Origin of the sequence: Streptomyces mesophilus, assembly GCF_011044995.1 — a bacterium.
Classification (GTDB): domain Bacteria; phylum Actinomycetota; class Actinomycetes; order Streptomycetales; family Streptomycetaceae; genus Streptomyces; species Streptomyces mesophilus.
Window position 1 is genome coordinate 1 of record NZ_JAAKZW010000117.1, and the last position, 25005, is coordinate 25005.

Below are 25005 nucleotides of genomic sequence, written 5' to 3' on the forward strand. Positions count from 1 at the left end.
GGACCCCGGCATCCGAGCTCCGCTCGGATCTGCTCAAGCGCCGCAGGGGCTGAAAGGTCTGCTCAAGCGCCGCAGGGGCTGAATCAGAAGTACGTCCGGACGAAATCCACGACCGTGCCGTCCGACTCGACCACAGGAATCAGCTGCCACTTGTCGAACGACGTGCACGGGTGCGAGAGCCCCATGCCGACCCAGTCGCCCACCGACACCGCGTCCGAGGACTCCGTACGCATCCAGGTGTGCTGGTCGGACAGACCCGTCACCGTGACCCCGTCCGCGGGCCGGACTTCGCCGTCGGAGGTCCGGATGACCTGGGCGAAGGGCAGGTCCAAGTCATGGGCCGCATCCCGCTTGCCCGCGTTCGCGAACGCCTGTGACGGCGTCGGACGCGACATCACCTGGGCCCAGAGACGGAACGCCGGCTCCAGGGCACCCTCGGCCGGCACCCGGTTGAACGGGGTGAGGTGCTTGTAGTGACCGTCGTCGTGCGAGACGTACGCACCGGAGCGCAGCAGCTTCAGGACGGGCGCGGAGAGAGAGGGGATCTCGGCGAACACGGAAGCCACCGCGTCGAACCAGGCGGAGCCGCCCGCGCTCACCACGATCTCGTCGAGCCCGGCGAAGTGCCCGGCCTTGTCGAGGTCCACGGCCAGCGCGACCAGGCGCCGCAGCCATGACGTGACGGACGCCAGGGACGCGTCGGGCACCTCGCCCTCGTAGCCGGCGACGCCCACCAGGCGCAGGGTGTCGGCCGCGGACACGGCCAGCGCGATCTCGACGCACTCGGATTCCGTACGGACGCCGGTGCGCGCTCCGTCACCGGCGCCGAGTTCGATCACGACGTCGACGGGACGCGAAGCCCCGGCCGCGGCGAGAGCGGAGTGCATCAGCTGCACTCCCCGTACGGAATCGACGTAGCAGACGAAGCGGAAGGAAGGGTCCGCGGCCAGTTCGGAGGCGAGCCAGGCGAGTCCGGCCTCGTCCACGATCTCGTTGGCGACGAAGATCCGCCGCACGCCGAAGGCGCGGGCCACGCGTGCCTGGTGGGGATTGGCCAGCGTGATGCCCCAGGCGCCGTGCTCGGCCTGGCGGGCGAAGAGCTGCGGGGCCATCGAGGTCTTGCCGTGCGGCGCGAAGGCGAGGCCGTGGCGCTCGGAGTAGGTCTCCATCAGGCGCAGGTTGTGCTCCACGCGCTCGGCGGAGAGCGCGAGCACCGGAGTGGTGAACCCGCCGGTGAAGAGGTTGCGCCGCTCGGCGGCCAGCTCGCCGACGGTCAGACCCTCGGCGTTCGGCGGCAGCCCCTTGAAGCGGAAGTCGACGATCTCGTCCGCGAGCGCGGCGACCTTCTCATCCGCAAGCGCGGCGACCTTCTCGTCAGCGAGGGCGGCGACGGTCTCCGCACGCTTGCCGGCGCCGGTTCCGACCACGTTGTCGGCTGCCATGGAACCCTCCTCCTGGCCTGTTGCATCCTCTGCAACGGCCATTGCGTATTGCGCTTACCTCTGTCTAACATCCGTCCCAACACCGGGTCAACGCCCGCTGGAGGGCCGGGCCCGGCCAGGACGAAAGTCCCTGAAACGGTGCCCAGTTGAGGCCCACGGGCCCAAAGGGGCCTTCCCGCCGGGCCCAAAAGGAACCACCCCGAGAAGGAGCCGACGTGCCCCACCAGAACGTGCCCGGCCCCGGAGCCGCCGCCGAAGCCCCGCGCTTCGACGTCGCCTGCCTCGGCGAGTCCATGGTCACGTTCCGGCCCACGCAGCCCGGGCGCCTCGCCGACGTGCCCGGCTTCGACCGCGGAATCGGCGGCGCCGAGTCCAACGTGGCCTGCACGCTCGCGCGCGCTGGCCACAGCGCGCGGTGGATCGGCCGCGTCGGCGACGACGGCTTCGGCGAGTACCTCACGCGCGAGATCGCCCACTGCGGAGTGGACACCTCGGCGGTACGCAGGGACGGCGAGCGGCCCACGGGGATCTACTTCCGTACGGCCGGCGACCGTGCCACCGACGCCCACGAGGTCGCGTACTACCGCGCGGGCAGCGCCGCGTCCGCGATGTCCCCCGCGAACGTGGACCTCGACGCGCTGCGCTCCGCGCGCATCGTGCACCTGTCCGGCATCACCGCGGCACTCTCCGAGGACTGCCTCGCCCTCATGCGCGAGCTGACCGCGCCCCGCGCCGGGCGGCCGCTCGTCTCGTTCGACGTGAACTACCGTCCGGGTCTGTGGCGCACCCCCGAGGACGCGCGCGTGCTGCTCGAACTCGCGCGTGGCGCGGACATCGTGTTCGTGGGGGACGACGAGGCCCTTGACGCCTGGGGGCTGCACGGCGGGCGGGCGATCCGGGACGCGCTCTGGGAGCCCGAACTGCTCGTCCTCAAGCACGGCAAGGGGGGCGCCATTGTCTTCGACAAGGACCCGGGGGACGTTGCGGACGCCGACGGGACCGGCACTTTCGTACGGGCGCTGAAGGTCGACGTCGTCGCGGCCGTCGGTGCAGGCGATGCCTTCGCCGCCGGTTTCCTCTCCGCGACCCTGCGGGATCTGCCCGTCGCGCAGCGCCTGAAGCACGGCCACCTGTGGGCCGCCGCGGCCCTCACCGACCCCGGCGACATGGCGCATCCCCCGAGCCGCGCCCAAGCCGACCGCCTTGCCGCCCTGCCCGAAAACGAATGGGGCACACTGCGCCTCGGCCCCGGCTGGACCACCACCGGGTCGAAAGGGGAGGTCATCACCTCATGAGCCAGACCGTCGACCGCGCGCTGAGCATCCTTCCGCTGCTCGCCGAAGGGCCCGCCGACCTCGGCCAGGTCGCCGAGCGCCTGGACGTCCACAAGTCCACCGCGCTCAGGCTGCTGCGCACCCTGCACGAACACGGCCTCGTCTACCGCCAGTCCGACCAGCGCTACCGCCTGGGCGCCCGCCTCTTCGCGCTCGCCCAGGAAGCCGTCGAGAACCTGGACGTACGCGAGATCGCGCACCCGCATCTCGTCGAGCTCAACTCCAAGATCGGGCATACGGTCCATCTCGCGGTGTACGAGGAGAACGAGGTCCTCTACATCGACAAGGTCGAGAGCCGTTACCCGGTGCGGATGTACTCCCGTATCGGAAAGCCCGTGGCCATCACGGTCGCCGCGGTCGCCAAGCTGCTGCTCGCCGACCTCTCCGAGCCGGAGCGGCGCGCGATCGCGGAGAAGCTCGACTACCCCCAGTACACGTCCCGTTCGACCCCCAACGCGGCCGCGTTCCTCAAGGAGCTCACGGTCGTACGCGAACAGGGCTGGGCCACCGACCTCGGTGGCCACGAGGAGTCCATCAACTGCGTCGGTGCCCCGATCCGGGGCGCGGACGGCCGGGTCGTGGCCGCGATGTCGGTGTCCGCGCCCAGCGTGGTGGTCACCGCCGACGAACTCCTCACGCTGCTCCCGGTCGTACGCCGCACCGCGGAGGCGATCAGCCGCGAGTACTCGGGCAACGCGCCCACCTAGGCCCGCAGTCGCGGAAGAACCCCTCAACACCCCACACAGCAAGGAAAGTTCATGACCGAGAAGATCCAGCTCACGCCGTCCACCCACACCGCACCGCCCGCGAAGTTCTCGCACGGCGTGAAGAAGGGCAACATCCTCCAGGTCGCAGGACAGGTCGGCTTCCTGCCTGCCGAGGAGGGCAAGGCCCCGACCCCGGCGGGCCCGACCCTGCGCGAGCAGACCCTTCAGACCTTCGCCAACGTCAAGGCGATCCTCGAAGAGGGCGGCGCCACCTGGGACGACGTGATGATGATGCGCGTCTACCTCACGGACGTGGACCACTTCGCGGAGATGAACGAGATCTACAACGCGTACTTCGAGGAGCAGGGCCTCAAGGCCCCGGCCTCCGCGCGCACCACGGTGTACGTCGGTCTGCCCAAGGGCCTCCTCATCGAGATCGACGCCCTCGCCGTCCTCGGCTGAGACCCGGCCGACTCCCTTACGTACGTGCCCTTAACCCCGCCCGGCCCCCTCACCGGCAGGGTGCGCCGCCTGCCCGGCGCGCCCTGCCGTGACCCGCTCTGCCCGGAACCGCCGCAACACACGCACAGAACAATGGAGTTCCCCCCATGTTGCCCGGAATATCACTCGCCGCAGCCGCGCCCGCCGCCGAACCACCGGAGCCCACCGGTGGAATCCTGCCCTTCATCGGCGGCACCGGAGGTCTGCTGACCGTCGCGGTCCTCGGTATCGCCCTGCTCCTCTTCCTGATCATCAAGGTCAGGCTGCAGCCCTTCGTGGCCCTGCTCGCCGTCTCCATAGCCGTCGGCCTGTCGGCCGGCCTGAGCGTCACGCAGCTGTTCGGCACGGTCCAGAAGTCCGATGCCGTCTCCATGATCGAGACAGGCATGGGCGGCATCCTCGGCCACGTCACGATCATCATCGGTCTGGGCACGATGCTCGGCGCGATCCTCGAAGTCTCCGGCGGAGCCGAGGTGTTGTCGCGCCGGCTGCTCGGTCTCTTCGGTGAGAAGCGCGCCCCGCTCGCCATGGGTATGACCGGTCTGATCTTCGGTATCCCGGTCTTCTTCGACGTCGGCATCTTCGTCCTCGCGCCGATCGTCTACGCGGCCGCCAAGCGCTCCGGCAAGTCGATCCTGCTGTACGCGATGCCGCTGCTCGCGGGTCTGTCCATGACCCACGCGTTCCTTCCGCCGCACCCGGGCCCCGTGGCCGCCGCAGGCCTGTTCAACGTCTCCCTCGGCTGGGTCATCCTCATGGGCATCGCCTGCGGTATCCCCGCCGTGCTCGCCGCCTGGGCCTACTCGGCCTGGATCGGCAACCGCATCTTCGTGCCCGTACCGCAGGACATGCTGGAAGCGGCCGAGGAGGCCAAGGAGGCCGTCGCGACCGAGCAGCGCGAGGCCGGTGTGCAGCCGCCGGAGCAGCCCGTCCCGCTCGGCACGGTCCTCACCATCATCGGTACGCCGCTCCTGCTCATCCTCGCCGCGACCTTCTCCTCGATCGCGCTCGACCCCTCGACCCTGCGCTCGGTCATCGAGTTCTTCGGCCACCCGTTCGTGGCCCTGACGATCGCGCTGCTCATGGCGTACTACCTGCTCGGTCTGCGCCGCGGCTGGTCGCGCAAGTCCCTGGAGACGGTCTCGACCGCGTCCCTGAAGCCGGTCGGCAACATCCTGCTCGTCGTCGGCGCCGGCGGTGTCTTCGGCGCGGTGCTCAAGGGCTCGGGCATCGCCGACGCCCTGGCCGAGACCTTCGACGACATGGGTCTGCCGATCATCGTCCTGGCGTACCTGATCTCCCTCGTCCTGCGCGTCGCCCAGGGTTCGGCCACCGTCGCGATCGTCGCCACGGCCGGCATCGTCGTCCCCCTTGTCCAGGGCGGCGACCACTCGCAGGCCTTCCTTGCCCTGGTCATCATGGCCATCTCGGCCGGTTCGATCTTCGCCTCGCACGTCAACGACGGCGGCTTCTGGATCGTCGCGAAGTACTTCGGCATCTCCGAGCGCGACACCCTCAAGTCCTGGACGGTCCTCGAGTCCGTCCTCTCGGTGGCGGGCTTCGCGGTGGCGGCTCTGCTGAGTCTCTTCGTGTAGCCGGGCCCGTCGGTCCAGCCGTACGGCTGCACGCAAGGCGCCCCCGGTCCTCTTCGGCCGGGGGCGCCTTCGCGGCTGTTTCCCCTCGCTGCCCGGAGCAAGCTCCGTACCATGAAGGCCATCCGGCAGGGCGATCCGGCAGGGCGGGAAGCGAGGCGGCCGTGGTGGACATCCCGTGGAACTGCCGACGGGGTGAACTCCCCAGTGAGACAACGAGTTTCATCGGACGCGACCGCGAGGTCGAAGGCGTGCGCATGCTGTTCGGCAGCGCACGGATGGTCACGCTCCTGGGACCCGGCGGTGTGGGCAAGACCCGGATCGCGGTCCGCGCGGCCGCCTTGCTCGCCGGCCGGTTCCGGGACGGCGTACGGCTGGTGGAGCTCGCCGGGGTCAAGGATGGTGAGCTGCTCCCGCACGCGGTCGGAGCGGCCTTCGGGCTGCCCGAGGCGGTCGGGCGCAGTCCGCTGGACGCGGTGGTGGAGTTCCTGCGCGAGGAGCAGTCCCTCCTGGTCCTCGACACCTGCGAGCATCTGGTCGACTCCTGCGCGATGCTCGCCGAGATCCTCCTGAGCTCCTGCCCGGGCCTGCGCCTGCTGCTCACCAGCCGGCAGACCCTGGACGTGCCCGCCGAGCACACCCTGGCCGTGGCCCCGCTCGAACGGGCCGACTCGGTACGGCTGTTCACCGAACGAGCCGCGGCCGCCCGCCCCGGCTTCGCGCTCACGCCCGAGAACGAGGAGCAGGTCACCGCCGTGTGCCGGCGTCTCGACGGCATCCCGCTCGCGCTCGAACTGGCCGCCGTACGGCTGCGCGCACTGCCCCTTGAGCAGGTCCTTCGCCGGCTGGAGGACCGCTTCCGTGCGCTCGGCGTGGGCCGCGGCTCGCATCCGCGCCATCAGACGCTGCGGACCGCCATCGACTGGAGCCACGAGCTGTGCACGCCCGAGGAGCGCACCCTGTGGGCGCGGCTCTCGGTCTTCGCGGGCGGGTTCGACCTGGCTGCCGCCGAACAGGTCTGCGCGGACGGCGACTTGGACACCTACGACCTCGTCGATCACCTCATCGGGCTCGTCGACAAGTCGATCGTCATCCGGGACGAGGGCGAGGGGGACGACCGGTACCGGATGCTCGACACCATCCGCGAGTACGGCGTCGAGCGCCTCGCCGAGTCGGGGGACCGGGAGGACTTGGCGCGCCGTCATCGCGACCACTGCCTACGGCTCGCGCGCGAGGGCAACGCGGTCTGGTTCGGGCCCGAGCAGGTCGCCTGGACCCAGCGCTTCGACCGGGAGAGCGACAACTTCCGTACGGCCATGGAATGGTCGCTCACCACGCCGGGGGAGGAGGCGGGGGCGGTGGCCCTCGCGGGGGCTCTCACCGGACTGTGGATCGGGCGCGGCCGGCTTCTCGAGGGGATCCGTTGGAGCGACTGGGCACGGGCTACAGGGGCGGGCAGCCCGGGCGACCGCGGCATGCTGGACTACCTTCGCGCCATGTGCCTGGCCCTCAACGGGGACCTGGAGGCGGCGGTCGAGGGCTTCGTCCAAGCGGCCGGGCTCAGCGCGGAGGCGGGCGACCGGTACCGCTGGTCGCTGAGCATGATCTATCTGTCCGCCGTCCATGCGCACCTCGGCCGGATCGAGGACTCCCGGCGGGTCGACGAGGAGAGCGAACCGGTCGTACGGGAACTCGGCGATCCCTGCGTCCTCGGCATGCACCGCCGTAACCAAGGCGACCGGTACTTCCTGCTCGGCGACGCGGCCGCCGCGGAGACGCTGTTCAGGCAGGCCCTGGACACCCTGCCGCCGGGCGAGGCGTGGACGACCAGCGTCACCCGGTACTTCCTCGGCATCGTGCTGATCATGAAAGGGGATCTGGACGGTGCCCTGGCCGAGGTCCGGCAGGCAGTGCGTGACATGGCCCGGCTGTCGGACGTGGTCGGCGTCGGCAACGGCCTGGCGGAGATGGCCTGGATCGCGGCCGCCCAGGGGCGCAGCGCCGACGCGGCCGTCCTCGTGGGCGCCTCGGCCGGCATCCACCGTGGGGTCGCACCGCTCCTGATCAACGCTCCCGACCTGCTCGCGCTCCACGCGCAGTTCCGCGGCGTGGCCGAACAGGCCTTGGGCAAGGAGGAGTTCGACCGCCTGCACGCCAAGGGTGAGCGTCTCGGCCTGGGCCCCGCCGTGGCCTTCGCCCTCGGCGAGCCGCCCGTCGCGCTCTCTGACACGCCCGCTCTCCGGCCCCCCACCCTCGACGCCCTCACCCGCCGCGAACGCGAGGTCGCCGCCCTCGTCCACCAGGGCCTGTCCAACCGGGAGATCGCCGAGAAACTGGTCGTGTCCAAGCGCACCGCCGACGCCCACGTCGAACACATCCTGGCCAAACTGGGCGTCGCCTCCCGCGGCGAGATCGCGGCACTGGTCCGCGCCGAGAAGGCGGAGAACGCGCAGAACGAAGGGTCCCGTCCGGCAGCCCGCGCGCAGATCGGCGGATCCTGTACGTAGCCTGCCGCGCACTCCTGCGTACGGCTCGCACCTAGGTAACCCCACGGGGAACAATAGGTATCCCGAGATCCCGTCACACCATGCGCGCACCCTCTCGTCCCCGCACCACGCTGTCCGTATGCGCAACGTGAGCGACCTGGGCCGGACCCCCGCCCCCGCCGAACTGGCCGAACTGCTCGGCTCCGGCCGGCCGATGACCCTCACCGGGCCGCCCGGCGTCGGCAAGTCGTATCTGGCGGCCCAGGTGGCGCGGACCACCCGGCTCCCGGTCCGGCGTGCCGATCTCTCCGTCTGCCGGGACCCCGCCCAGGTCCCGCGCGCGGTCGCCGACGCGCTGCGGATCGACACCGGGCCCGGCCCCGATCCGCTCCCCGGACTGCTGCGGGCCCTCGCCCCGCAGCGCGGCCTGCTCGTGCTCGACACCTGCGAGCACGTACCGGCCGGCTGCGCCGAGCTGGTGGCCCGGCTGCGCGACGCCTGCCCCGGGATCCAGCTGCTCGCCACCAGCCGACGGCCCCTGGACACAGCGGACGAACTGCTCGTCGGCGTACGCCCGATGACTCCGGAACGGACCGAGGAGCTGCTCCTGGAGCAGACCGCCGCGCACGGGATGCAGCTGGACAAGCCCTGGGCGCACCTGCTTGCCCGGCACATCGACGGCGATCCGCTGAGCGTCGTGCTCATCGCGCGCGCCCTGCGCGAGACGGGGCCGCGCCGGCTCTTCGGACATCTGACCACGTCCGGCGGCCGCTTCACGGTCCTCACCGACGGCCCTGCCGAACCCGCCCGGCACCGCACGCTGTGGCAGGCCATCGAGTGGAGCCATGAGCTGTGCGGCCGCGGCGAGCGTCTCATGTGGGCGTGTCTCTCGGCGTTCAGCGGCTCCTTCACCCGCGACCAGGTCGAGCTGCTCTTCGACGTCCACGGCGAACTCGACCTCCTGGCCCGCTCGTCGATCGTCCTGTCCGACGCCACGGACCGCTTCTGCCTCCCTCTGTCCCATCGCGAGTACGGCCGCCAGCAGATGAGAATCCTCTCCGGGTTGTACGACCCCGACGGCGACTGAGATCGTGTGTGCCCGGGGGCGGACAGCCCTGGGCGCATGTGCAGAGGGAGCTGGAATGACAGACCAAGGCGGCTTCGGCCCTCCGCCCTCGTACGCGCCCGCGCAACCCGCCCCGATGTCACCGGAGTTCGTGGCCTTCGACAAGAGCAACGCCCTGGTGATCGACGGCGCCGGCATCTCCTTCGACCTCGGCGGCCAGGTCGCCGACTTCCCCTGGGAGCAGGTGGCCCAGCTCCACTACACGGCCCAGGGCACGCTCCTGCGCGTCGGCATCACCCACTCCGCCGGCTGGTTCCACGAGTGCGTGGTGAACGCCAAGAAGCAGCAGAAGATGATCCAGTGGCTCACGGAGCTGGGCCCGGTAGCCGCGTACTACCAGGCCCAACTCGCTAGCCGCGGCTGAGAGGTCAGACGCAGTACTGCGCTTCCTTCCCGATGGACCGGTACATGCAGTCCGCGTTCTCGAGCAGCTGGAGCACCGCGTCCCGGTTGCGTGAGGTCTCCCGCTCGATCACCTCGTCGGGCGGGTAGAAGCCGCCGCCGCTCGAGGACCTCGGGTACATCTCGAAGGTGTAGTGGAAGATCTTCTGCGATCCCCACATCCAGTCACCGATCGACCCGTCCGTGATGTACAGATCGCTGGACTGCTGCGGTGTATAGCCGTTGGACGCGGCCATCTTCTGGCCGATCGCCGCATGCGCGTTGCGGTCGTCCGCCGTCAGGCCCGTCGCGGTGTCGTTGTACGTGTAGCCGTACGGCCAGAGCACCAGTTCGCTGTACGTGTGGAAGTCGATGGACGCCTTGATCTGCTGCTTGCCGCCGATGATCCGGCTGCGCACGAAGTTCGCGACGACCTTCACCTCGGGTGCCGACTCGGCCGAAGGACCGCGGTAGGTCTCCGATGAGGTCGAGCCCGATGAGCCGCCGCAGCAGCCCCAGCGGTGCGCCCAGTTGCGGTTCAGGTCCGTGCCGACGTACGAAGAACCGGAGTTGGGCTGGCGGTTCTTGCGCCATGAGCGGTACGAGCCGGTGGCGATGTCGTACTCGCCGCCGTCCGGGTTGACGTCCGGGATGATCCAGATCTCCCGGCCGTTGACCATGTTCGTGATCCGCGAGTCCGCCCCGTATCCGGCGCCGAGCTCGCGTACGAGATAGAGCGCCATCTCGACGGTCAGGTGCTCACGGGCGTGCTGGTGGTGGGTGAACAGGACCTCGGGCTCGGCCTCGTCGCTCGCCACGTTGTCGCTGATCTTGATGGCGGTGATGTCCCGGCCCTGGTACGACTTGCCGATCACGCGCTTGCTCATGATCGACGGATAGGCGGACAGGCGCTGGTCGAGCTCCGCGTTCATCTCGGCGAAGTTGTGATAGCGCGAGTCGGCCGAGGGGAAGTCGAGCGGCTCGACAGCCGCTCCTTCGAGGCGCTCGGGTACGGCGCCCAGTGGCTCCAACTCGTATCCCTGCGCACGCAGTTGCTTGGCCTGCGTGGCGTTGGCGGTGACGACGACGGTGTGCCCGTCGCTCTCGTCGATGGACACGCCGGACCGGGCGATCTTCGTGACGGCGGCCCGGTCGAGCTTGTTGCTGTGCACATGGATCTCGTACTGCTGCCGGCTCTCCTCCTGGGCGACCGCTTCGGCGCGCGCCTTGTCGGGCGAGGCGTCGGCGGTCAGCGGGGCGGCGAGCGCGAGGGCCACGACGGCGGCGAGGGCCGCGGTTCTCTTTCCGGTGGTTCCGCGTATGCGTAGACGCATGACATCTCCGTAAGCGTGGTGGGGGTGGCTCATGGCGACGCGAGTGCGACGGTGCGGTGTCCGCAAGGCGGTGAGGCGGGTGACTCCGATGCCCTGTCCGCTATGCGGTGAGTCGGGTGCGGTTGTGCGGGGTCATCGTGAGGCAGTGGCATGGCCTCGTCAATAGCGACTCCGGCACGCCCCCTTGTGTCACGGCCGGAAACAGCCGATGGTGACCGGTGATCTCGATCATCGGGGACGAGCGGGGAGGCGCCATATGGCCGAAACGGACGGCACGACCACCAACACCGCACCACGTAAATCCAGTTGGAAGTACATCGGCCCGGGCATCGTCGTCGCCGCCACCGGCGTCGGCGCCGGTGACCTGGTGGCCACCCTGATCGCGGGCAGCAACTTCGGCTACACGCTCCTGTGGGCCGCGATCATCGGCTGCGTCGTCAAGATCTCCCTGGCGGAGGCGGCGGGACGCTGGCATCTGGCCACGGGGCGCACGCTGTTCGACGGCTGGCGCAGTCTCGGCCCGTGGACCACCGCCTTCTTCGTCGTGTACGTCATCGCGTGGGGCTTCGTCTACGGCGCGACGGCGATGACCTCCTCGGGGCTGCCGCTCTTCGCGCTGTTCCCGGACGTGATGGACCTCAAGTGGTGGGCCCTCGCCTGCGGTCTGGTGGGTCTGGTCTTCGTCTGGTTCAACCGGTACTCGGTCTTCGAGAAGGTCATGACGGTCCTGGTCGGCGTCATGTTCGTGGTGACCGTCTACCTGGCGATCAGGGTCACCCCGAACCTCGTCGACGCCTTCGCGGGTCTGCTCCCGGTGGTGCCGGACGCGAAGGACTCGGTCCTCAACACCCTCGGCCTGATCGGCGGCGTCGGCGGCACGATCACCCTGGCCGCGTACGGCTACTGGGTGAACGCCAAGGGCTGGACCGACTCCGGCTGGATGAAGGTGATGCGCCTGGACAACCGGGTCGCCTACATCACCACCGGCATCTTCGTCGTCGCGATGCTCTTCGTCGGCGCGGAGCTGCTGCACTCCGCGAACGTAGCCCTCGCCAAGGGCGACCAGGGTCTCGTCCAGCTCAGCGGCATCCTGGAGAAGGAGTACGGCGCGGCCACGGCCAAGCTCTTCCTGGTCGGCTTCTTCGCGACGTCCTTCACTTCGCTGATCGGCGTCTGGCACGGAGTGAGCCTGATGTTCGCCGACTTCGTGGCGAACTACCGCCGGTCGAGGGCCGGTTCCGATGCGGCGGCCCACTCCGCCGCCGAGGTGGCGGCCGGACGGCGCGAGCGCTCGCTGCCGTTCCGCGCGTATCTGCTGTGGCTGACGGTGCCGCCGCTGCTCATCGTGTTCGGCGTGGACGTCCTCGGCCTCTCCTTCGAGGACCCGTTCCGCCTGATCATCATCTACGGGGTGCTCGGCGCGGCCTTCATGCCGTTCCTGGCCCTCACCTTGATCTGGCTCCTCAACTCCTCCCGCACCCCGGCCGAGTGGCGCAACGGCTGGCTGAGCAACGGCATGCTGTTCGTCGCCGGGGCGCTGTTCCTGGTCCTGTGCGTCAAGCAGATCTGGGACATGGACTGGGGCAGCTTCTTCTGACGGCTCCCGTCGCGGTACTTCCGTACTTCCGTACTTCCGTACTCCCGTACAGCCGGAGCCCCCGATGGCGCGAGTGCCATCGGGGGCTCCGGTGCGTGTTACCCGTCGCGGACGGAACGTGTCCGCCGGGTGTCACCCGTCGCGCGCCGGCTACCGCGCGTTGTACCCGAAGCGGGAGCCGCTGGCGGGGAAGCCGCCGGATCCGGGCTTGTACGTGGTGACGGCGGCGTTGGTGCCACCGATCACGGTGTTGGCCATGGGCAGCGCGTACAGCGCGCCCTGGGCGCCGGGTCCGTAGGGCATACCGGCGTACAGCTTGGTGCCGGTGTAGTGGATGCTGCGGCCCAGGTACTGGTCGGCGCCCGCGGTGCCGGGGATGCCGTCGCCGTCACCGGTCTCCAGCCACTTGTCGTTGGTGCCCGGGGTGCCGAGCAGCGCGAACGTGTGGATGGCGCCCGCCTTGGTGGCGGTACCGACGGCTTCGTTGGGCGTGCCGACGGCGATCCTCAAGGTGGCCGCGGTACCGACCGCGCGCGGCGACAGGTTGACCGCGGTGACCCGCTCGCCCATGCGGTCGCCCGCCTCCGAGGTGCCGACGACGTCGTCGTCCCCGGTGCCCTGCTGCAGGGAGGTCTTCTGCGTCCAGGTGCCGTCCGCCTTGATGTGCACCAAGAAGACCATGCCCGCGTCGGCGCGCTGCGTGGCGCCGCCGTCGACGGACAGGGCCTCGCCCGGGGCGCCGATGGCCAGGAGGGAGTCCGTGGCGCCGGTGGCGGCCGCGGTCGGCCGGAAAGCGACCAGCGCGGCGGACGCACCGAAGTCGTCACCGGCCTCGGCACCACCGGAGATCGTCTCCAGGTCCTGGTCGAGAGCGAACAGCGGGGTGGGGCTGCTGTCCGCGTTCAGCTTGTTCGGGTCGAACACCGCGAGACTGCCGGCCTCCTTGTCGGCGCCGATGGCCTCGCTGGGGCTGCCGATCACGACGTGGTTGGGGTTCGCGGCCAGCGCGGCGCCGAACCGGTCGCCTTCCTCCGGATCGCCCGGGACACCGGTCTTGTCCTGGTGGACCGCCACGTTGTTGGCGTTGGTGACATAGAACGCGGAGCCCGCGGTCTTGACCGTGCCCAGCGCCTCGCCGGGGTTGCCGATCAGGAGGAACGGCTCACCGGCCCGGGTGGTGCCCGCGGCGACCGCGTGGCCCATCCGGTCCCCGGCCTCCGCCACCGAGGCCTTGATCGCGGCGGTGCCCGCGCCCTGTTCGAGGTGTGTGTTCTTCACCGCGCCGGTGCCCAGACCGCCCGGGGCGCCGTAGAGGACGTCCACGAAACCGGCGTCGGTGGCGGTGCCGACGGCCTCGTTGGGGGTGCCGACGACGAGGTCGGTGTAGCCGTCCTCGTTGTAGTCGACGGTCGCGAGCTGCTCACCGAACCAGTCGCTCTGCTCGGCGCTGCCCGGCACCCAGTCGAGGTCCTGGTTGATCTCGGCGGTGCCCTTGCCGCCGCCGTACGAGATCCGCACCACGCCGGCGCTGGTCACGCTGCCCACGGTGGCCGCCGGGTCGCCGATCGCGATGTCCTCGGCGCCGTCACCGTTGAAGTCGGTAATGCGGGTGGCGCCCACCTTGGAACTCACCCACGAGGCGAGGTCGTCGACACGGGCGATGACACCGGCCGTGCTGGTCTGGGTCTCCGCCACTTCGAGGCAACCGCCCTGGAAGGACTGGCTGTTGAGCCCGACGAGCTTGCCCGCACTGATGACCGGGCCGCCGGTGTCGCCCGCGCAGGCGGCCGCACCGTTCTTGCCGGTCACGGTGGCGGTGGTGGCCGCCGCCGCGTCGACGCCGTACGTGCCGGTGTGCAGCCGCAGCGGCGCCCACTCGGTCTTCGTACGGCCGTACCCTGCGAACGTGAGCTCCTGGCCGGCGACGGGCGCGGCCGTGGCGAGCGCGACCGGAGCGACATTGGTGACCGGCCGGCTGAGGCGGGCCAGGACCACGTCGCGGTCGGTGCGCGGCACGAGTTCGACCACGCGGCGCTCGGCGCCCTGCGTACCGGAGAGGTCGGCGCGGCCGATCACGGCGGTGGTCCGCTGCGCCGGGGCTCCGGCCGGCACCGCGAGCGAGACCGCCGGGTCGTCGGCGAAGCAACTGGCCGCCGTCATCAGCCATTCGGTGTCCACGAGGACGGCGGAGCAGCCGCGGTCGTGGGGGCCGACGGTGATCTGGGCGGTGTAGGCGTACGTGGTGTCCGCATCGGCCACGGGGGTGCCGGTGACCGCCGACGCGGGCACGGCGCACAGCGCGAGCGACCCGCCGGCCAGGGCCGCGCCGAGCGCGGCGAGGCGGGGGCGCCTGGTGGAGTGCTGCATGGGGATCATTTCCTCAATCACGGGGTCGGCGACGGCTACTTGGAAGTCCGGATCTCGACGAGCATGTGCTCGCGGCCGCCGGGGTCCGCGCTTTCGCCGACCGCCGTGTAAGCGCCCTTCGCGACATCGAACGACACCTCTTCGGCGTCGACCGTCATATCCACCTGGGCCGACTGGTCGGCCGATCCCTTGATGCCGTACACGGAGGGAATTTCAAGGGTCAGCCAACCGCTGTTTCCGGTCACCTTGAAACAGACCTTGTCGTTCGACCGCGCCCACACTTCGAGCAGACCCGTTTCACTTGCGCAGTCGGCGAGAGTGATACGGCCGTCACCGCGCTTGAGTACGATGTTCTTTTCGGCCAAGATCTTTTCGGCGTACGGGTAGTTGTACTTCTCGACGGCGTACCCGGGTGCCGCATCCGCGACCGCTTCGGCGTGCCCGCCGGTGGAACCTGTGCCGGAGGTCTGGCCCCCCGCCATCACGGCCCAGGCCAGGGCGCCCGCCGCGGTGGCGGCGCCCAGAATGCGCATCAATGCGCTGCGTGGCTTCATCACAGTCCTAGAACTCGACCGCCGGTACGAAGCCGGCGGAGATGAGAGATGTACCGCCCCCTGCGGCCCAACTCCCGTATGCAACACAGGAGTTCCGGTTGCGTCCAATGCTGAAATCGGTCGCAACCGGGGTAACCGGCGAGTACCTGCTGTGATGTGCGCCATGTGCGGAAAAGGTTGTACGGAAAGCGGTTTCGACTCCGTATCCGATGTATCTGCAATTGATTAAGGTGCGCTCTTCGGTGGCCGTACGGCAATTCCTTGTCTAATGTCGCCTCCGCCCTTCCCTGCGGGCCAATCCTGCTCTTCCTTTACGGGCCCAATCCGCCTGCCTGTCCTGAATGGTGGCCGAATTTCCGCGTAACCCGTAAAGGTCCGACTCCCTTCCTGAAGGACCGTTTTGGACACCATCTTCTGGAGCAGACGGCGCGTACTCACCACGCTCGCCGCCGGTACGGCCGTCGCCGCCACGTCGAGCCTCGTGCTCAGCCCGGGCATCGCCCGCGCCGCGGAGGAGCCCGCCGACGGCACGGGCCTGCCGGACACCGACCGCGGCAAGGCGGTCTGGGCGTTCAAGACCGGCGGCCGGGCGGTACGCGACGGTGCGGCGCGCGCGCTCACCGGCACCCCGGCCGACCTGACCAGGTTCCTCACCCAGGACCTGCCGGTCCTGACGGCGGAGGACAACCGCTTCGGCGTCCTCGCGGCGCTGCCGCTCGCGGGCCGCGCCGTCCGCACCTCCGCCAACACGGCGCTCGGCGGCGGCGACCAGGCGGTCGCCGCCTACCTCTCCGGCGGTTACTCGGCGGACCTCCACGAGGACCTGCGCCAGGCGGCCTTCACCGTCCTCAACAACAGCGGCAACGCCGTGAAGCGCGAGGCCAACAAGGCGCTCACCGCGGACACGGACGCCGCGCTCAAGACCTTCCTGACCGAAGGCGTGGTCAAGGCTCAGCAGGAGGACGACCGCGTCGCGGTCTTCACCATCCTGAACACCGCGACCCCCGAGGTGAAGAAGTACGCCGAGCGCGCCCTGAGCGACGGTTCGCCCGACGCCATCCGCACGTTCCTGACCTCGGGCCAGTACATCGCCCGTGCCAGGGACGAAGAGGCCGCGACCATCGACCAGTTGGTCGCGATCGTGGAGCGTGAGGGCAAGCTCGCCGGCCTCCAGACGGAGCAGGCCGTCGCCGCCTCCGAGAAGGCCAAGGACGCTGCCGAGAAGGCCAAGGCCGCCGCCCTCAGGGCGGCGGAGGAGGCGCGCGCCGCGCAGAACGACGTGGCCAGGTCGGCGAAGGCGGCGAACGCCGCCGCGTCCGCCGCACAGGGCGCCGCCTCCGCCGCCAACCGTGCGATCGCCGCCTCCCGTATGGCCCAGAACGCCTCGCAGCGCGCCGCACTGGCCGCCCAGGCGGCCGCTGCCGCCGCCGCCACGGCGGGCAACGCCGCGGCCCGTGCGTACGGTGCCGCGATCGCCGCGTCCAAGGACGCGAACAAGGCCGAGGCCGCGAACCTGGCCGCCCAGGGGGCGAAGGCCGCGGCCGCCAAGGCGCGTACCGCCGCGGCGGCCGCCAGGAAGGCCTCGAGCGCCTCGCGCAGCGCCGCGTCCGCGGGCAGCGCCGCCGCCTCCGCCGCCCAGAACGCGGCTGCCGCCGCCGCCGCTTCCGCCGACGCCGCAGCCGCCTCGGGCGCCGCCCAGGCCCAGGCCAACGCCGCCCGCCGCGCCGCCGCCGAGGCCGACGCCGCGGCCGCTCGCGCCACCAAGGCCGCGAACTCGGCCCAGACGCTGGCCAACCGCGCGGCCGACGCCGCCGCACTGGCCGCCGCGGCGGCCGACAGCGCGGCCGACCACGCCTACGCCGCCGCGGCCGCCGCCGAGGAGGCCTACAAGCACGCCGGCGAGGCGGTCGAGTACGCCAAGCGCTCCACCGAGTACGCGAACGCCGCCACCGATGCCGCCACCAAGGCGCACGACGCCGTCAAGGAAGCCTCGGAGGTGGAGCAGGCCGCCCGCACCGCGGAGACCGCGCACCTCGCCGAAGAGGTCGAACTCTGCGTCACCGAGGCCCGGTTGAAGGCGAAGGCCGAGACCGACGCCGCCCTCGCCGCCGACCGCGAGCGCACCGAGGTCGACCGGACCTCCTCGGCGATCAAGGACCTGATCGCCGCCGCCGAGTCGGCCATGGCGTCCGGCGACACCGCGAAGGCCGTGACGGACGGGCGCGTCGCCGCCGCGGAACTCCTCACGGTGACCGGCAGCTGGACCCGTGAGGCCGCCGAGTTCGCCCTCGCCGGCAACGACGAGGACGTCCTCAACTGGCTCGACGCCGACCGCGTCCTCGCGCAGAAGGCCGACGACCGGGAGACCGTGCTCGGCGTGGCGCGGATGTCCACGGCGGCCATCGCCGAGGCCGCCCACACCGCACTCGCGAGCACCGACGACGAGGCGCCGACCCGGTTCCTGTCGAGCGGCTTCGTCACGGCGGGCGCCGAGACGTACCGGGTCAGGGTCTTCCGGGTTCTGAACGAGAACCCGGGCCCCGCCGTCAAGGCCAAGGCGCAGGCCGCCCTCGACGCGGGCACGGCCGTCGCCATGCACCGCTTCCTGTCGCTTGAACTCGCCGAGGCGGTCAAGGAGGACGACAACGTCGAGATCCTGCGGCTGCTCAACACGGGGGGCATGTACACGAAGGCGGCGGCACAGATCGCCCTCGAGGGCTCCGCGAAGATGCGCCGCAGCTTCGTCACCTCCGGGCAGTTCGACGCCGCCCGCCTCGACCACGACCACGCCACGCACGTGTCGGCGGTACGTGCCGCCGTCGCGCACGCGTCGAAGGTCGCCCTGAAGGCGCTCGAGGACGCCTCGTACGCGCAGAAGGCCGCGGCAGAGGCACGCAACGCGGCGGAGGAGGCGACCGACTGGGCGAACAAGGCGGGCGAGTACGCCAAGGACGCCGAGCTCGCGAAGGACGAGGCGCGCCGGAACGCGGACGCCGCCGACGCCTCCGCCACCAAGGCCGCCCAGTCCGCCGCGACGGCCAAGAACGCGGCGCGCACGGCGCGGGCCGCGGCCGCCACCGCCAACTACGCGATGAGCCGCGCCCTCGTCTCCGCCAGGGAGGCCGTGTCCTTCGCGAACGAAGCGCAGGTCTCCGCCTCCCAGGCGCAGGCGGCCTCCCTGGCGGCCGGCAAGAGCAAGGCGGAGGCGGCGGCCGCGTCCAGCGCCGCCAAGAAGATCGTCGCCGACAAGCGCAGGGCCGAGGCCGAGGCGAAGGCGCAGACCATCGCGATGGAGGCCGCGGCCTACGAGACCAACGGCACGAGCCCGGTCAGCGAGGGCAACACCGAGTACTGGGGCATGTGGCCCGAGGACGTCGGCCGGGAGAAGGACTGGCACAAGACCGTCAGCCACTGGTCGACGGTGGCGGGTGTGGCCGCCGTGGGCATCGCCGCCTCCGCCTTCTTCTTCCCGCCGGCCGCCCCGGTGATCCTGGGCGTCGCCGGCGCGGTGGGCCTGGTGTCCTGGGGGCTGAGCGGCGTCTCGGCCATCCTCGCCGGCACGTCCTACGGCTTCGGCTCCGAGCAGTTCAGCGAGGACATGGGCATGTTCATCGTCGGCGGTATCTTCGCCGGTGTGGGCTCGGTCATCTCGAAGGCAGGTCTCAAGACCGAGCTCGGCGGGAAGATCTCCGGGGTGGTCAGCGGCGTGGTCGGCGGCGTGACCGACATCTTCGACTGGTAAGGACCCCGATGCTCACCGAGCACTTCACCACGACTCACTGGTGGATCGCCGCCGTCGTCTCGGGCCTCGCGCTCGCGACGGCGGTGGCGACCCTGGCCACGACCCGCAGGGCCAAAGTGGCCGGGGCCGTGACCGTCACCGCGGTCACGGGCCTTTACACGGGCCTGAAGGGCACGGGCGACGGAGCCGTGCAGGCGCTCCAGCTGTACATCCTGGGCACGCTGTCCCTGGCGATCCTGCGCCTCGTGTTCGCGGGGTGGCTGCGCCGCCAGCGGGAGCGCCACGAGGCGGGTGAGCCGCCGGAGCAGCCGACCGCCAGGCATATCGCCGTCTTCCTGGCCACGTTCGCCGCGATCGTGGCCGGGATCGCGGTCACGTTGTAGGGCGTCATACGGAGCGCCATTCGGAACGCCGTACGGAGCGTCATACGGAAGGTCCGTCCCGCCGGGGGAGCGGTGGGACGGACCTTCCGGTCTTCAAGGGGCGGGCGGCTACGGCAGGTTGTGCACGTGCGGCCCCACCGCGTTCGACCACGCGTTGCCCGCCGTGGCGTCCCAGTTGGTCGACCAGGTCATCGCGCCCCGCAGCGACGGATACGTACGCGAGGGCTTGAACGAGCCGCACGACGTGCCGCGTGTCAGGCAGTCGAGCGCCGCGTTCACCACGGACGGCGCCACGTACCCGGAGCCCGCGCCCCGCGTCGACGCGGGCAGTCCGAGGCCCACCTGGGACGGGGCGAGCCCGCCTTCCAGCTGGATGCAGGCCAGGGCCGTCAGGAAGTCCACCGAGCCCTGCGAGTAGACCTTGCCGTCACAGCCCAGCATCGAACCGCTGTTGTAGTACTGCATGTTGACGACGGTCAGGATGTCCTTGATGTTCAGCGCCGTCTTGAAGTACTCGTTCGACGTGGACTGCATGTCGATCGTCTGCGGCGCCATCGTGATGACGAGCCCGGGAGCCTTGGCCGCCAGCGACCGCAGCGCCTGGGTCATGTACGTGGAGTTGAGCCCGTTCTCCAGGTCGATGTCGACCCCGTCGAACCCGTACTCCTGCATCAGCGCGTACACGGAGTCCGCGAAGGCCGTGGCCGAGGCCGCGGAGTTGACCGCGACGGTCCCCTTCTCGCCGCCGATCGAGATGATCACGGACTTGCCGGCCGCCTGCTTGGCCGCGACGTCCGCCTTGAACTGCGCCTCGGTGTACCCGCCGAGCCCGGCCGAGTCCACCGCGAAGTCCACCGCGCCCGGTGTGGACGTGGCGTCCGCGAAGGCGACCGCGATGATGTCGTACTGCGCCTGCACATCCGAGATGCGCTGCACGGCCGCGCCGTTGTTGAAGTTCTGCCAGTAGCCTGTGACGGCGTGCGCGGGCACATCGCCGCCGCCCCCGCCGCCGGTGGTGGCCGTCCGGCCGTTCACCGAGGTGGTACGCGGGGACTCGCCCGCCGCGTTCGTCGCGGTCACCTGGAAGGTGTACGAGGTGTCGGCGGCCAGACCCGTCACGGTCGCCGAACTCCCGCTCACGGACTGGACCTTGGTGCCGTCGCGGTACACGTTGTAGCCCGTCGCATTCGCCACCGGGCTCCAGGCCAGGGACACGGACGACGAGGTCGTACCGGAGACAGAGAGACCCGAGGGCGACACCGGGATCACCGGGTCCGGGTCGCCGCCACCGCCGCCGTCGGGCCCGACGACCGACACGTCGTCGACGAGATAGGGCTGCTGCCCGTACCAGCCGTGCGTGTAGACCGTCACGGAGCTCGTCGAGGCGCCGGTGGTGAAGGAGGTCTTCAGCTCCTTCCAGGAGGACGAGTCGGGCGTCCATGTGGACACGTCCGTCGTCCCCGTACCGGAGGCGCCGAGGTAGGCGTAGCCGCCCTGCACCCAAGCGCTGAGCTGATACGTCGAGTTGGGCCGCACGGCCACCGTCTGGCTGCACCGTGCGTGGTCCTGCCCGGCCGGCGTCGCCTTCAGGGCGGACGCGCCGCCGTGTACGGGGGAGGAGACAGTGGACCCGGCCGTACAGGTCCAGTTGGCGAGGCCGCTTTCGAAGCCGGCGTTCTTCGCCACGTTCACATCGGCAGCCTGCGCACTGCCGGTGAGACCACCGACCGCGAGCGCACCACCGGCCAGAGCGACCAGAAGCATGCGTCTTACGGAGCCCACAACGTGCCTCCCATTGCGTGAGGGGGGTGAGGAAGACGGGACGGCGGCCACCGTTCGGTACTGCCGCGCAATCTGGTCCAGACCATTCAGGTTGTCAAGACCTCTGGAAGCGGCAACTCCCCTTGGGGAGAGCAGACTTGAGCACGCGAAGCGGACGCTCCCGTCGATCTTCACTCAGTGTCGATCAAGATCTCACCAGGAGTTACGTCGATCCAGTGTTGAGCTGGGCATGACGTGGATATGGTGCTGATGCAGGAAGACCGTGAGCGGCCGCAATTGGCCGCGAGTGACTGCACATGGTCGGAAGCGATCGGGGGGTCTTGATGTGCCGACTGTCATAGCCGTGACCGCTCCCGACCTGGTCCTTCCGCCGCCCGATCAGCACACTCCGCCGGCCGCGGTACTCCAGACGCCCCAGGGCCGCACCACCCGCCCGCTCGAGGCCTCGCTCTCCGATACGCACGCCCTGCTCGAACAGCACGGCTACGTGATCGTCCTCTGCCCGGCCTCGCTCCCCTCCCAGGCCCTGCACCGCCTCCATACGGTCCGGAGCGTGCTCGAATCCGACCGGATCGCCCTGCTCGACCTGGACCTGCCCCCGCTCGGACTCGCCGTCCTCGCCCTGCAGTTGAGGCAGCTCTCGCTCTGCGACTTCAGCCCGGGCGTCCTCGCCTCGGCGGCCCGGCTGCTCTCCCACTACATCTACGCGGGCGCGGTCCTGAACTCGGTCACCAAACTCGACCGCGTCCCCGTCAGCCTCAAGCAGCACGCCAAGTCCTGGGTCCCCGGCTCCCAGTTCGCGGTCCTCGCCAACCCCAAGGCCCAGCTCATCCGCCTCGGCAGCGCGGGACAGGGCGCGAAGCTCGAAGGGCCCGGGTTCGGTACCCGGCTGCTCGTGGCGAAAGGCCAGTTGCAGTCCGACTGGGCCACGGGTTCGCTGGCCCGCTCCTGGCAGGTCCAGGGCGTCGCCGAAGCCCCGCTCCCCGCGGAATCCGCCCGCTGGTGGGGCACCGGCAAACTGATCGAATTCGCCGCCGCGATCCCCGATATCTCCGTCCTCTACCAGCTGGTCTCCTCCGTGAAACGCGAGGAATGCCACTGGTGCGGACTTGAACTCATCGGCGACCGCTGCGGGTTCTGCTCCGCGCCCCTTCTGGAATCGCCGTCACCCTCCGCTCTGCCGTCTTCCGCGCAATCCGGGAACCACGAGAACCAATCGCGCCCCACAGGTGTCCTGACCTCAGGACAGCAACGCAAGGCCATCAGCCCCTAGCGACTCGACGTCGACCCCGACCCGACCTGATCGAGGTAGTCCGGCTCATGAATTCTCGCCAGCGCCGCGGTGTGATCCTGCTGCTCCTGTCGGTCCTGTGTGCCTTCGGCGCGTTCGCCGGGGTGCTCTCGGTGATCCGCGACGTCAACTCCAAGGTGGGGCCCGAGGTTTCCGCGTATCGCCTCAAGAGCGATGTCGCGCCGTACAAGACGCTGGACAAGGGGCAGTTCGAGAAGATCGAAATGCCCGAGCGCTGGCTGTCGCAGAATGCGGTCACCGACCTGAGGGAGATCGACGGAAAGATCGCCGTCACACAACTCCGCAAAGGCTCCCTCCTTCAGTCGGACATGATCGTCAAGCGGCCCGAACTGGGTGACGGGGAACAGGAAATAGCCATCATGATCGACGCGGCGACCGGTGTCGCCGGAAAGATCACCCCAGGCTCGACGGTCAATATCTACGCGACTTTCAAGGCCGAGCAAGAAGGCGGCAAGTCCCAGTCCAAGGTCATCGTCCAGAGCGCGCGAGTGCTCGACGTAGGCCAACTGACCCCGCTGGAGCCCCGTGAGGACGACCGCAGCGGCCGCCGGATCGAGGCGGTCCCGATCACCTTCGCCCTGAACACCCTGGATGCGCAGCGCGTCGCTTACGCCGAATCCTTCGCGGAACACGTCCGGCTCGCCCTGATCTCCCAGGGCGGCGACACCCCGGTCTCGCCGGGGGACAGGACCTACACCCTCGACGAGGACAAGTGAGGGCCCCCTTGTGACGATTCGCATCCTGCCCGCGGTGGGCGACGCGGACTCCGCCCGCTCGCTCTCCACCCTCCTGAGCCAACTGCCCGACGCGGAACCGGCGTTGCCGGTCACCGACTCGACCGCCCTGCTCGACACGCTGGCGCGCCTGGCCGGTGAATCCCTGGAGGAGCTCCCGGAAGTCGTCCTGGTCCACGAGCGAATAGGCCCGGTCCCGGCACTGGAGCTGATACGGGAAGTGGCGATGCGCTTCCCGGTCGTCGGCGTCATCCTGATCACCCAGGACCCGAGCCCGGGACTCTTCTCCGCCTCCATGGACGCGGGAGCCCGCGGACTGATCGGACTGCCCCTCGGTTACGAGGAGTTGGCGGCCCGGGTGCAGACGGCGGCGTCGTGGTCGGTGGGCGTACGGCCCCATCTGACCCAGGGCCCTGAGGCGTACACCGGCCCGGGCGGCACGGTCGTCACCGTCACCGGCGCGAAGGGCGGTGTGGGCACGACGCTCACCTCGGTCCAACTCGCGCTGGCCGCCCGGGCGTCGGGCCGCACCGTGGCCCTCCTGGACCTCGACCTCCAGTCCGGCGATGTGGCGTCCTACCTGGACGTGCAGTTCCGGCGCTCCATCGTCGACCTGGCCGGCATCCCGGACATCAACCCCCGGGTCCTCCAGGACGCGGTCTTCACCCACCCGACCGGACTCGGCCTGCTCCTCGCCCCCGGCGAGGGCGAGCGCGGCGAGGACGTGACCGACCGCGTGGCCCGCCAGGCGGTCAGCGCCCTGCGCAACCGCTACGAGGTCGTCGTGGTCGACTGCGGCACACAGATGAGCAGCGCCAACGCCGCTGCCATCGAAATGGCCGACCAGGCAGTCCTGTTGGTCACCCCGGACGTGGTCGCGGTCCGCGCGGCGAAACGCATGGTCCGCATGTGGGACCGCCTCCAGATCCGCAAGGCGGAGGAGACGGTGGTCGTGGTCAACCGCCACACCCGCAACACGGAGATCCAGCCCCCGCTGATCGAACGCATCACGGGCACGCGGGTCGCCCGCACGGCGGTCCCCTCCAACTTCAAGGAACTCCAGTCGGCGGTCGACGCCGGCCGGATGCAGGACCTGGACAGCCGCAGCACGGTCAAGCAGGCGCTCTGGGGCCTCGCGGGGGAGCTGGGCCTGGTCCAGACCCCGCAGGGCAAGTCCGGCGCCCGCCTGAGCGGCGACCGGGGCTCCATCGGCTTCGGCCGCCGCAGGGGCCGGGGCGGCTCGGACGAGGGCTCGGTCACGCTCGAGTTCGCGGGCATGGCCCCGGTCATCTTCGCGGTGATCGCGATCCTCTGGCAGTGCGTCCTGTACGGCTACACGTACTCCCTGGCCGGCAACGCGGCGGACGAGGGCGCCCGCGCGGGAGCGGTGGCCGCCGTCCGCGGCGAGGACCCGGCCGCAGCCTGCGACGCGGCGGCCCGCGAGAACCTGCCGGGGGCGTGGCAGGGGAGCTTCGACTCGGGCTGCACCTCGGCGGGCGGCATGTATACGGCCAACGTCTCCGTCGACGTACCCCTGTTCTTCCCGGGGTTCGACGCGGGGTGGAGCGTCACGGGTAAGGGAGGGGCGGTGCAGGAGGGATGATGCATCAGCTGATCAGGGGGGTGCAGGG

At 70.3% G+C, this 25005-nt stretch carries 18 protein-coding genes; 13 read left to right on the top strand and 5 right to left on the bottom strand.

The features are described from left to right. Nucleotides 1-83: 83 nt before the first annotated feature. Nucleotides 84-1442 carry an amino acid deaminase gene (locus tag G6045_RS24430; RefSeq protein ID WP_235968256.1) on the bottom strand — a complete coding sequence of 453 codons (1359 nt, stop codon included), beginning with the start codon at nt 1440-1442 and terminating at the stop codon, nt 84-86. A 293-nt stretch (nt 1443-1735) separates the two neighbouring features. Here G6045_RS24430 and G6045_RS24435 point away from each other — a divergent pair, with 293 nt between their 5' ends. From G6045_RS24435 to G6045_RS24465, 7 genes are all read left to right on the top strand, one after another. After that, nucleotides 1736-2737, top strand: coding sequence for a sugar kinase (locus tag G6045_RS24435; protein WP_165334239.1), 1002 nt, complete (start codon nt 1736-1738; stop codon nt 2735-2737). Beyond that, nucleotides 2734-3483 (top strand): IclR family transcriptional regulator, encoded by a 750-nt coding sequence (locus G6045_RS24440; RefSeq protein ID WP_165334225.1) that lies wholly within the window; start codon nt 2734-2736, stop codon nt 3481-3483. The genes G6045_RS24435 and G6045_RS24440 overlap by 4 nt, the downstream gene beginning before the upstream one ends. Nucleotides 3484-3534: 51 nt before the next feature. Next, nucleotides 3535-3945 carry a RidA family protein gene (locus tag G6045_RS24445; RefSeq protein WP_165334226.1) on the top strand — a complete coding sequence of 137 codons (411 nt, stop codon included), beginning with the start codon at nt 3535-3537 and terminating at the stop codon, nt 3943-3945. A gap of 146 nt (nt 3946-4091) precedes the next feature. Continuing rightward, entirely contained in the window at nt 4092-5579 is a 1488-nt protein-coding gene (locus G6045_RS24450) for a GntP family permease (protein ID WP_165334227.1), read from the top strand. Between the two features lie 254 nt (nt 5580-5833). Next, on the top strand, nt 5834-8083 hold the full coding sequence (locus G6045_RS24455; protein WP_165334228.1) for an ATP-binding protein: 2250 nt from the start codon (nt 5834-5836) through the stop codon (nt 8081-8083). A 118-nt stretch (nt 8084-8201) separates the two neighbouring features. Continuing rightward, nucleotides 8202-9149, top strand: coding sequence for an ATP-binding protein (locus G6045_RS24460; protein WP_165334229.1), 948 nt, complete (start codon nt 8202-8204; stop codon nt 9147-9149). Nucleotides 9150-9204: 55 nt separating this feature from the next. Then, on the top strand, nt 9205-9552 hold the full coding sequence (locus G6045_RS24465; protein ID WP_165334230.1) for a hypothetical protein: 348 nt from the start codon (nt 9205-9207) through the stop codon (nt 9550-9552). A 4-nt stretch (nt 9553-9556) separates the two neighbouring features. Here the strand turns inward: G6045_RS24465 and G6045_RS24470 are convergent, their stop codons facing one another. Continuing rightward, the gene (locus G6045_RS24470; protein ID WP_165334231.1) at nt 9557-10903 is read right to left on the bottom strand and encodes a M14 family metallopeptidase; all 1347 of its coding nucleotides are present in this window, start codon (nt 10901-10903) and stop codon (nt 9557-9559) included. 256 nt (nt 10904-11159) lie between these two features. Between G6045_RS24470 and G6045_RS24475 the strand changes: the two genes are divergently transcribed. Next, nucleotides 11160-12500 carry an Nramp family divalent metal transporter gene (locus G6045_RS24475; protein WP_165334232.1) on the top strand — a complete coding sequence of 447 codons (1341 nt, stop codon included), beginning with the start codon at nt 11160-11162 and terminating at the stop codon, nt 12498-12500. A gap of 150 nt (nt 12501-12650) precedes the next feature. Here the strand turns inward: G6045_RS24475 and G6045_RS24480 are convergent, their stop codons facing one another. Next, the gene (locus tag G6045_RS24480; RefSeq protein ID WP_165334233.1) at nt 12651-14867 is read right to left on the bottom strand and encodes a trypsin-like serine protease; all 2217 of its coding nucleotides are present in this window, start codon (nt 14865-14867) and stop codon (nt 12651-12653) included. A gap of 35 nt (nt 14868-14902) precedes the next feature. Next, nucleotides 14903-15421, bottom strand: coding sequence for a hypothetical protein (locus G6045_RS24485; RefSeq protein WP_165334234.1), 519 nt, complete (start codon nt 15419-15421; stop codon nt 14903-14905). Nucleotides 15422-15821: 400 nt separating this feature from the next. On the opposite strand from G6045_RS24485, the gene G6045_RS24490 reads away from it, so the two are divergent. Together G6045_RS24490 and G6045_RS24495 are read left to right on the top strand one after the other, a co-directional pair. Next, nucleotides 15822-19163, top strand: a complete 3342-nt coding sequence (locus G6045_RS24490; protein WP_206344126.1) for an ALF repeat-containing protein — start codon at nt 15822-15824, stop codon at nt 19161-19163. An 8-nt stretch (nt 19164-19171) separates the two neighbouring features. Next, nucleotides 19172-19546, top strand: a complete 375-nt coding sequence (locus tag G6045_RS24495; RefSeq protein WP_165334235.1) for a hypothetical protein — start codon at nt 19172-19174, stop codon at nt 19544-19546. Between the two features lie 108 nt (nt 19547-19654). Here the strand turns inward: G6045_RS24495 and G6045_RS24500 are convergent, their stop codons facing one another. Continuing rightward, nucleotides 19655-21310 carry a chitinase gene (locus G6045_RS24500; protein WP_165334236.1) on the bottom strand — a complete coding sequence of 552 codons (1656 nt, stop codon included), beginning with the start codon at nt 21308-21310 and terminating at the stop codon, nt 19655-19657. Nucleotides 21311-21671: 361 nt separating this feature from the next. Here G6045_RS24500 and G6045_RS24505 point away from each other — a divergent pair, with 361 nt between their 5' ends. The 3 genes from G6045_RS24505 to G6045_RS24515 are packed head-to-tail and all read left to right on the top strand — an operon-like array spanning nt 21672 to nt 24977. Next, complete coding sequence (locus tag G6045_RS24505; RefSeq protein ID WP_328707883.1) at nt 21672-22601, top strand: hypothetical protein; 930 nt, start codon at nt 21672-21674, stop codon at nt 22599-22601. A gap of 47 nt (nt 22602-22648) precedes the next feature. Continuing rightward, the gene (gene cpaB / locus G6045_RS24510; RefSeq protein ID WP_165334237.1) at nt 22649-23356 is read left to right on the top strand and encodes a Flp pilus assembly protein CpaB; all 708 of its coding nucleotides are present in this window, start codon (nt 22649-22651) and stop codon (nt 23354-23356) included. Between the two features lie 10 nt (nt 23357-23366). Next, complete coding sequence (locus tag G6045_RS24515) at nt 23367-24977, top strand: nucleotide-binding protein (RefSeq protein WP_165334238.1); 1611 nt, start codon at nt 23367-23369, stop codon at nt 24975-24977. Nucleotides 24978-25005: the final 28 nt, after the last annotated feature.

Excerpts from the sequence above, each read along its gene's own strand:
- G6045_RS24430 (WP_235968256.1), bottom strand. The coding sequence starts at position 1,442 with ATGGCAGCCGACAACGTGGTCGGAACCGGCGCCGGCAAGCGTGCGGAG.
- G6045_RS24435 (WP_165334239.1), top strand. The coding sequence starts at position 1,736 with ATGGTCACGTTCCGGCCCACGCAGCCCGGGCGCCTCGCCGACGTGCCC.
- G6045_RS24440 (WP_165334225.1), top strand. The coding sequence starts at position 2,734 with ATGAGCCAGACCGTCGACCGCGCGCTGAGCATCCTTCCGCTGCTCGCC.
- G6045_RS24445 (WP_165334226.1), top strand. The coding sequence starts at position 3,535 with ATGACCGAGAAGATCCAGCTCACGCCGTCCACCCACACCGCACCGCCC.
- G6045_RS24450 (WP_165334227.1), top strand. The coding sequence starts at position 4,092 with ATGTTGCCCGGAATATCACTCGCCGCAGCCGCGCCCGCCGCCGAACCA.
- G6045_RS24455 (WP_165334228.1), top strand. The coding sequence starts at position 5,834 with ATGCTGTTCGGCAGCGCACGGATGGTCACGCTCCTGGGACCCGGCGGT.
- G6045_RS24460 (WP_165334229.1), top strand. The coding sequence starts at position 8,202 with ATGCGCAACGTGAGCGACCTGGGCCGGACCCCCGCCCCCGCCGAACTG.
- G6045_RS24465 (WP_165334230.1), top strand. The coding sequence starts at position 9,205 with ATGACAGACCAAGGCGGCTTCGGCCCTCCGCCCTCGTACGCGCCCGCG.
- G6045_RS24470 (WP_165334231.1), bottom strand. The coding sequence starts at position 10,903 with ATGCGTCTACGCATACGCGGAACCACCGGAAAGAGAACCGCGGCCCTC.
- G6045_RS24475 (WP_165334232.1), top strand. The coding sequence starts at position 11,160 with ATGGCCGAAACGGACGGCACGACCACCAACACCGCACCACGTAAATCC.
- G6045_RS24480 (WP_165334233.1), bottom strand. The coding sequence starts at position 14,867 with ATGCAGCACTCCACCAGGCGCCCCCGCCTCGCCGCGCTCGGCGCGGCC.
- G6045_RS24485 (WP_165334234.1), bottom strand. The coding sequence starts at position 15,421 with ATGAAGCCACGCAGCGCATTGATGCGCATTCTGGGCGCCGCCACCGCG.
- G6045_RS24495 (WP_165334235.1), top strand. The coding sequence starts at position 19,172 with ATGCTCACCGAGCACTTCACCACGACTCACTGGTGGATCGCCGCCGTC.
- G6045_RS24500 (WP_165334236.1), bottom strand. The coding sequence starts at position 21,310 with ATGCTTCTGGTCGCTCTGGCCGGTGGTGCGCTCGCGGTCGGTGGTCTC.
- cpaB (WP_165334237.1), top strand. The coding sequence starts at position 22,649 with ATGAATTCTCGCCAGCGCCGCGGTGTGATCCTGCTGCTCCTGTCGGTC.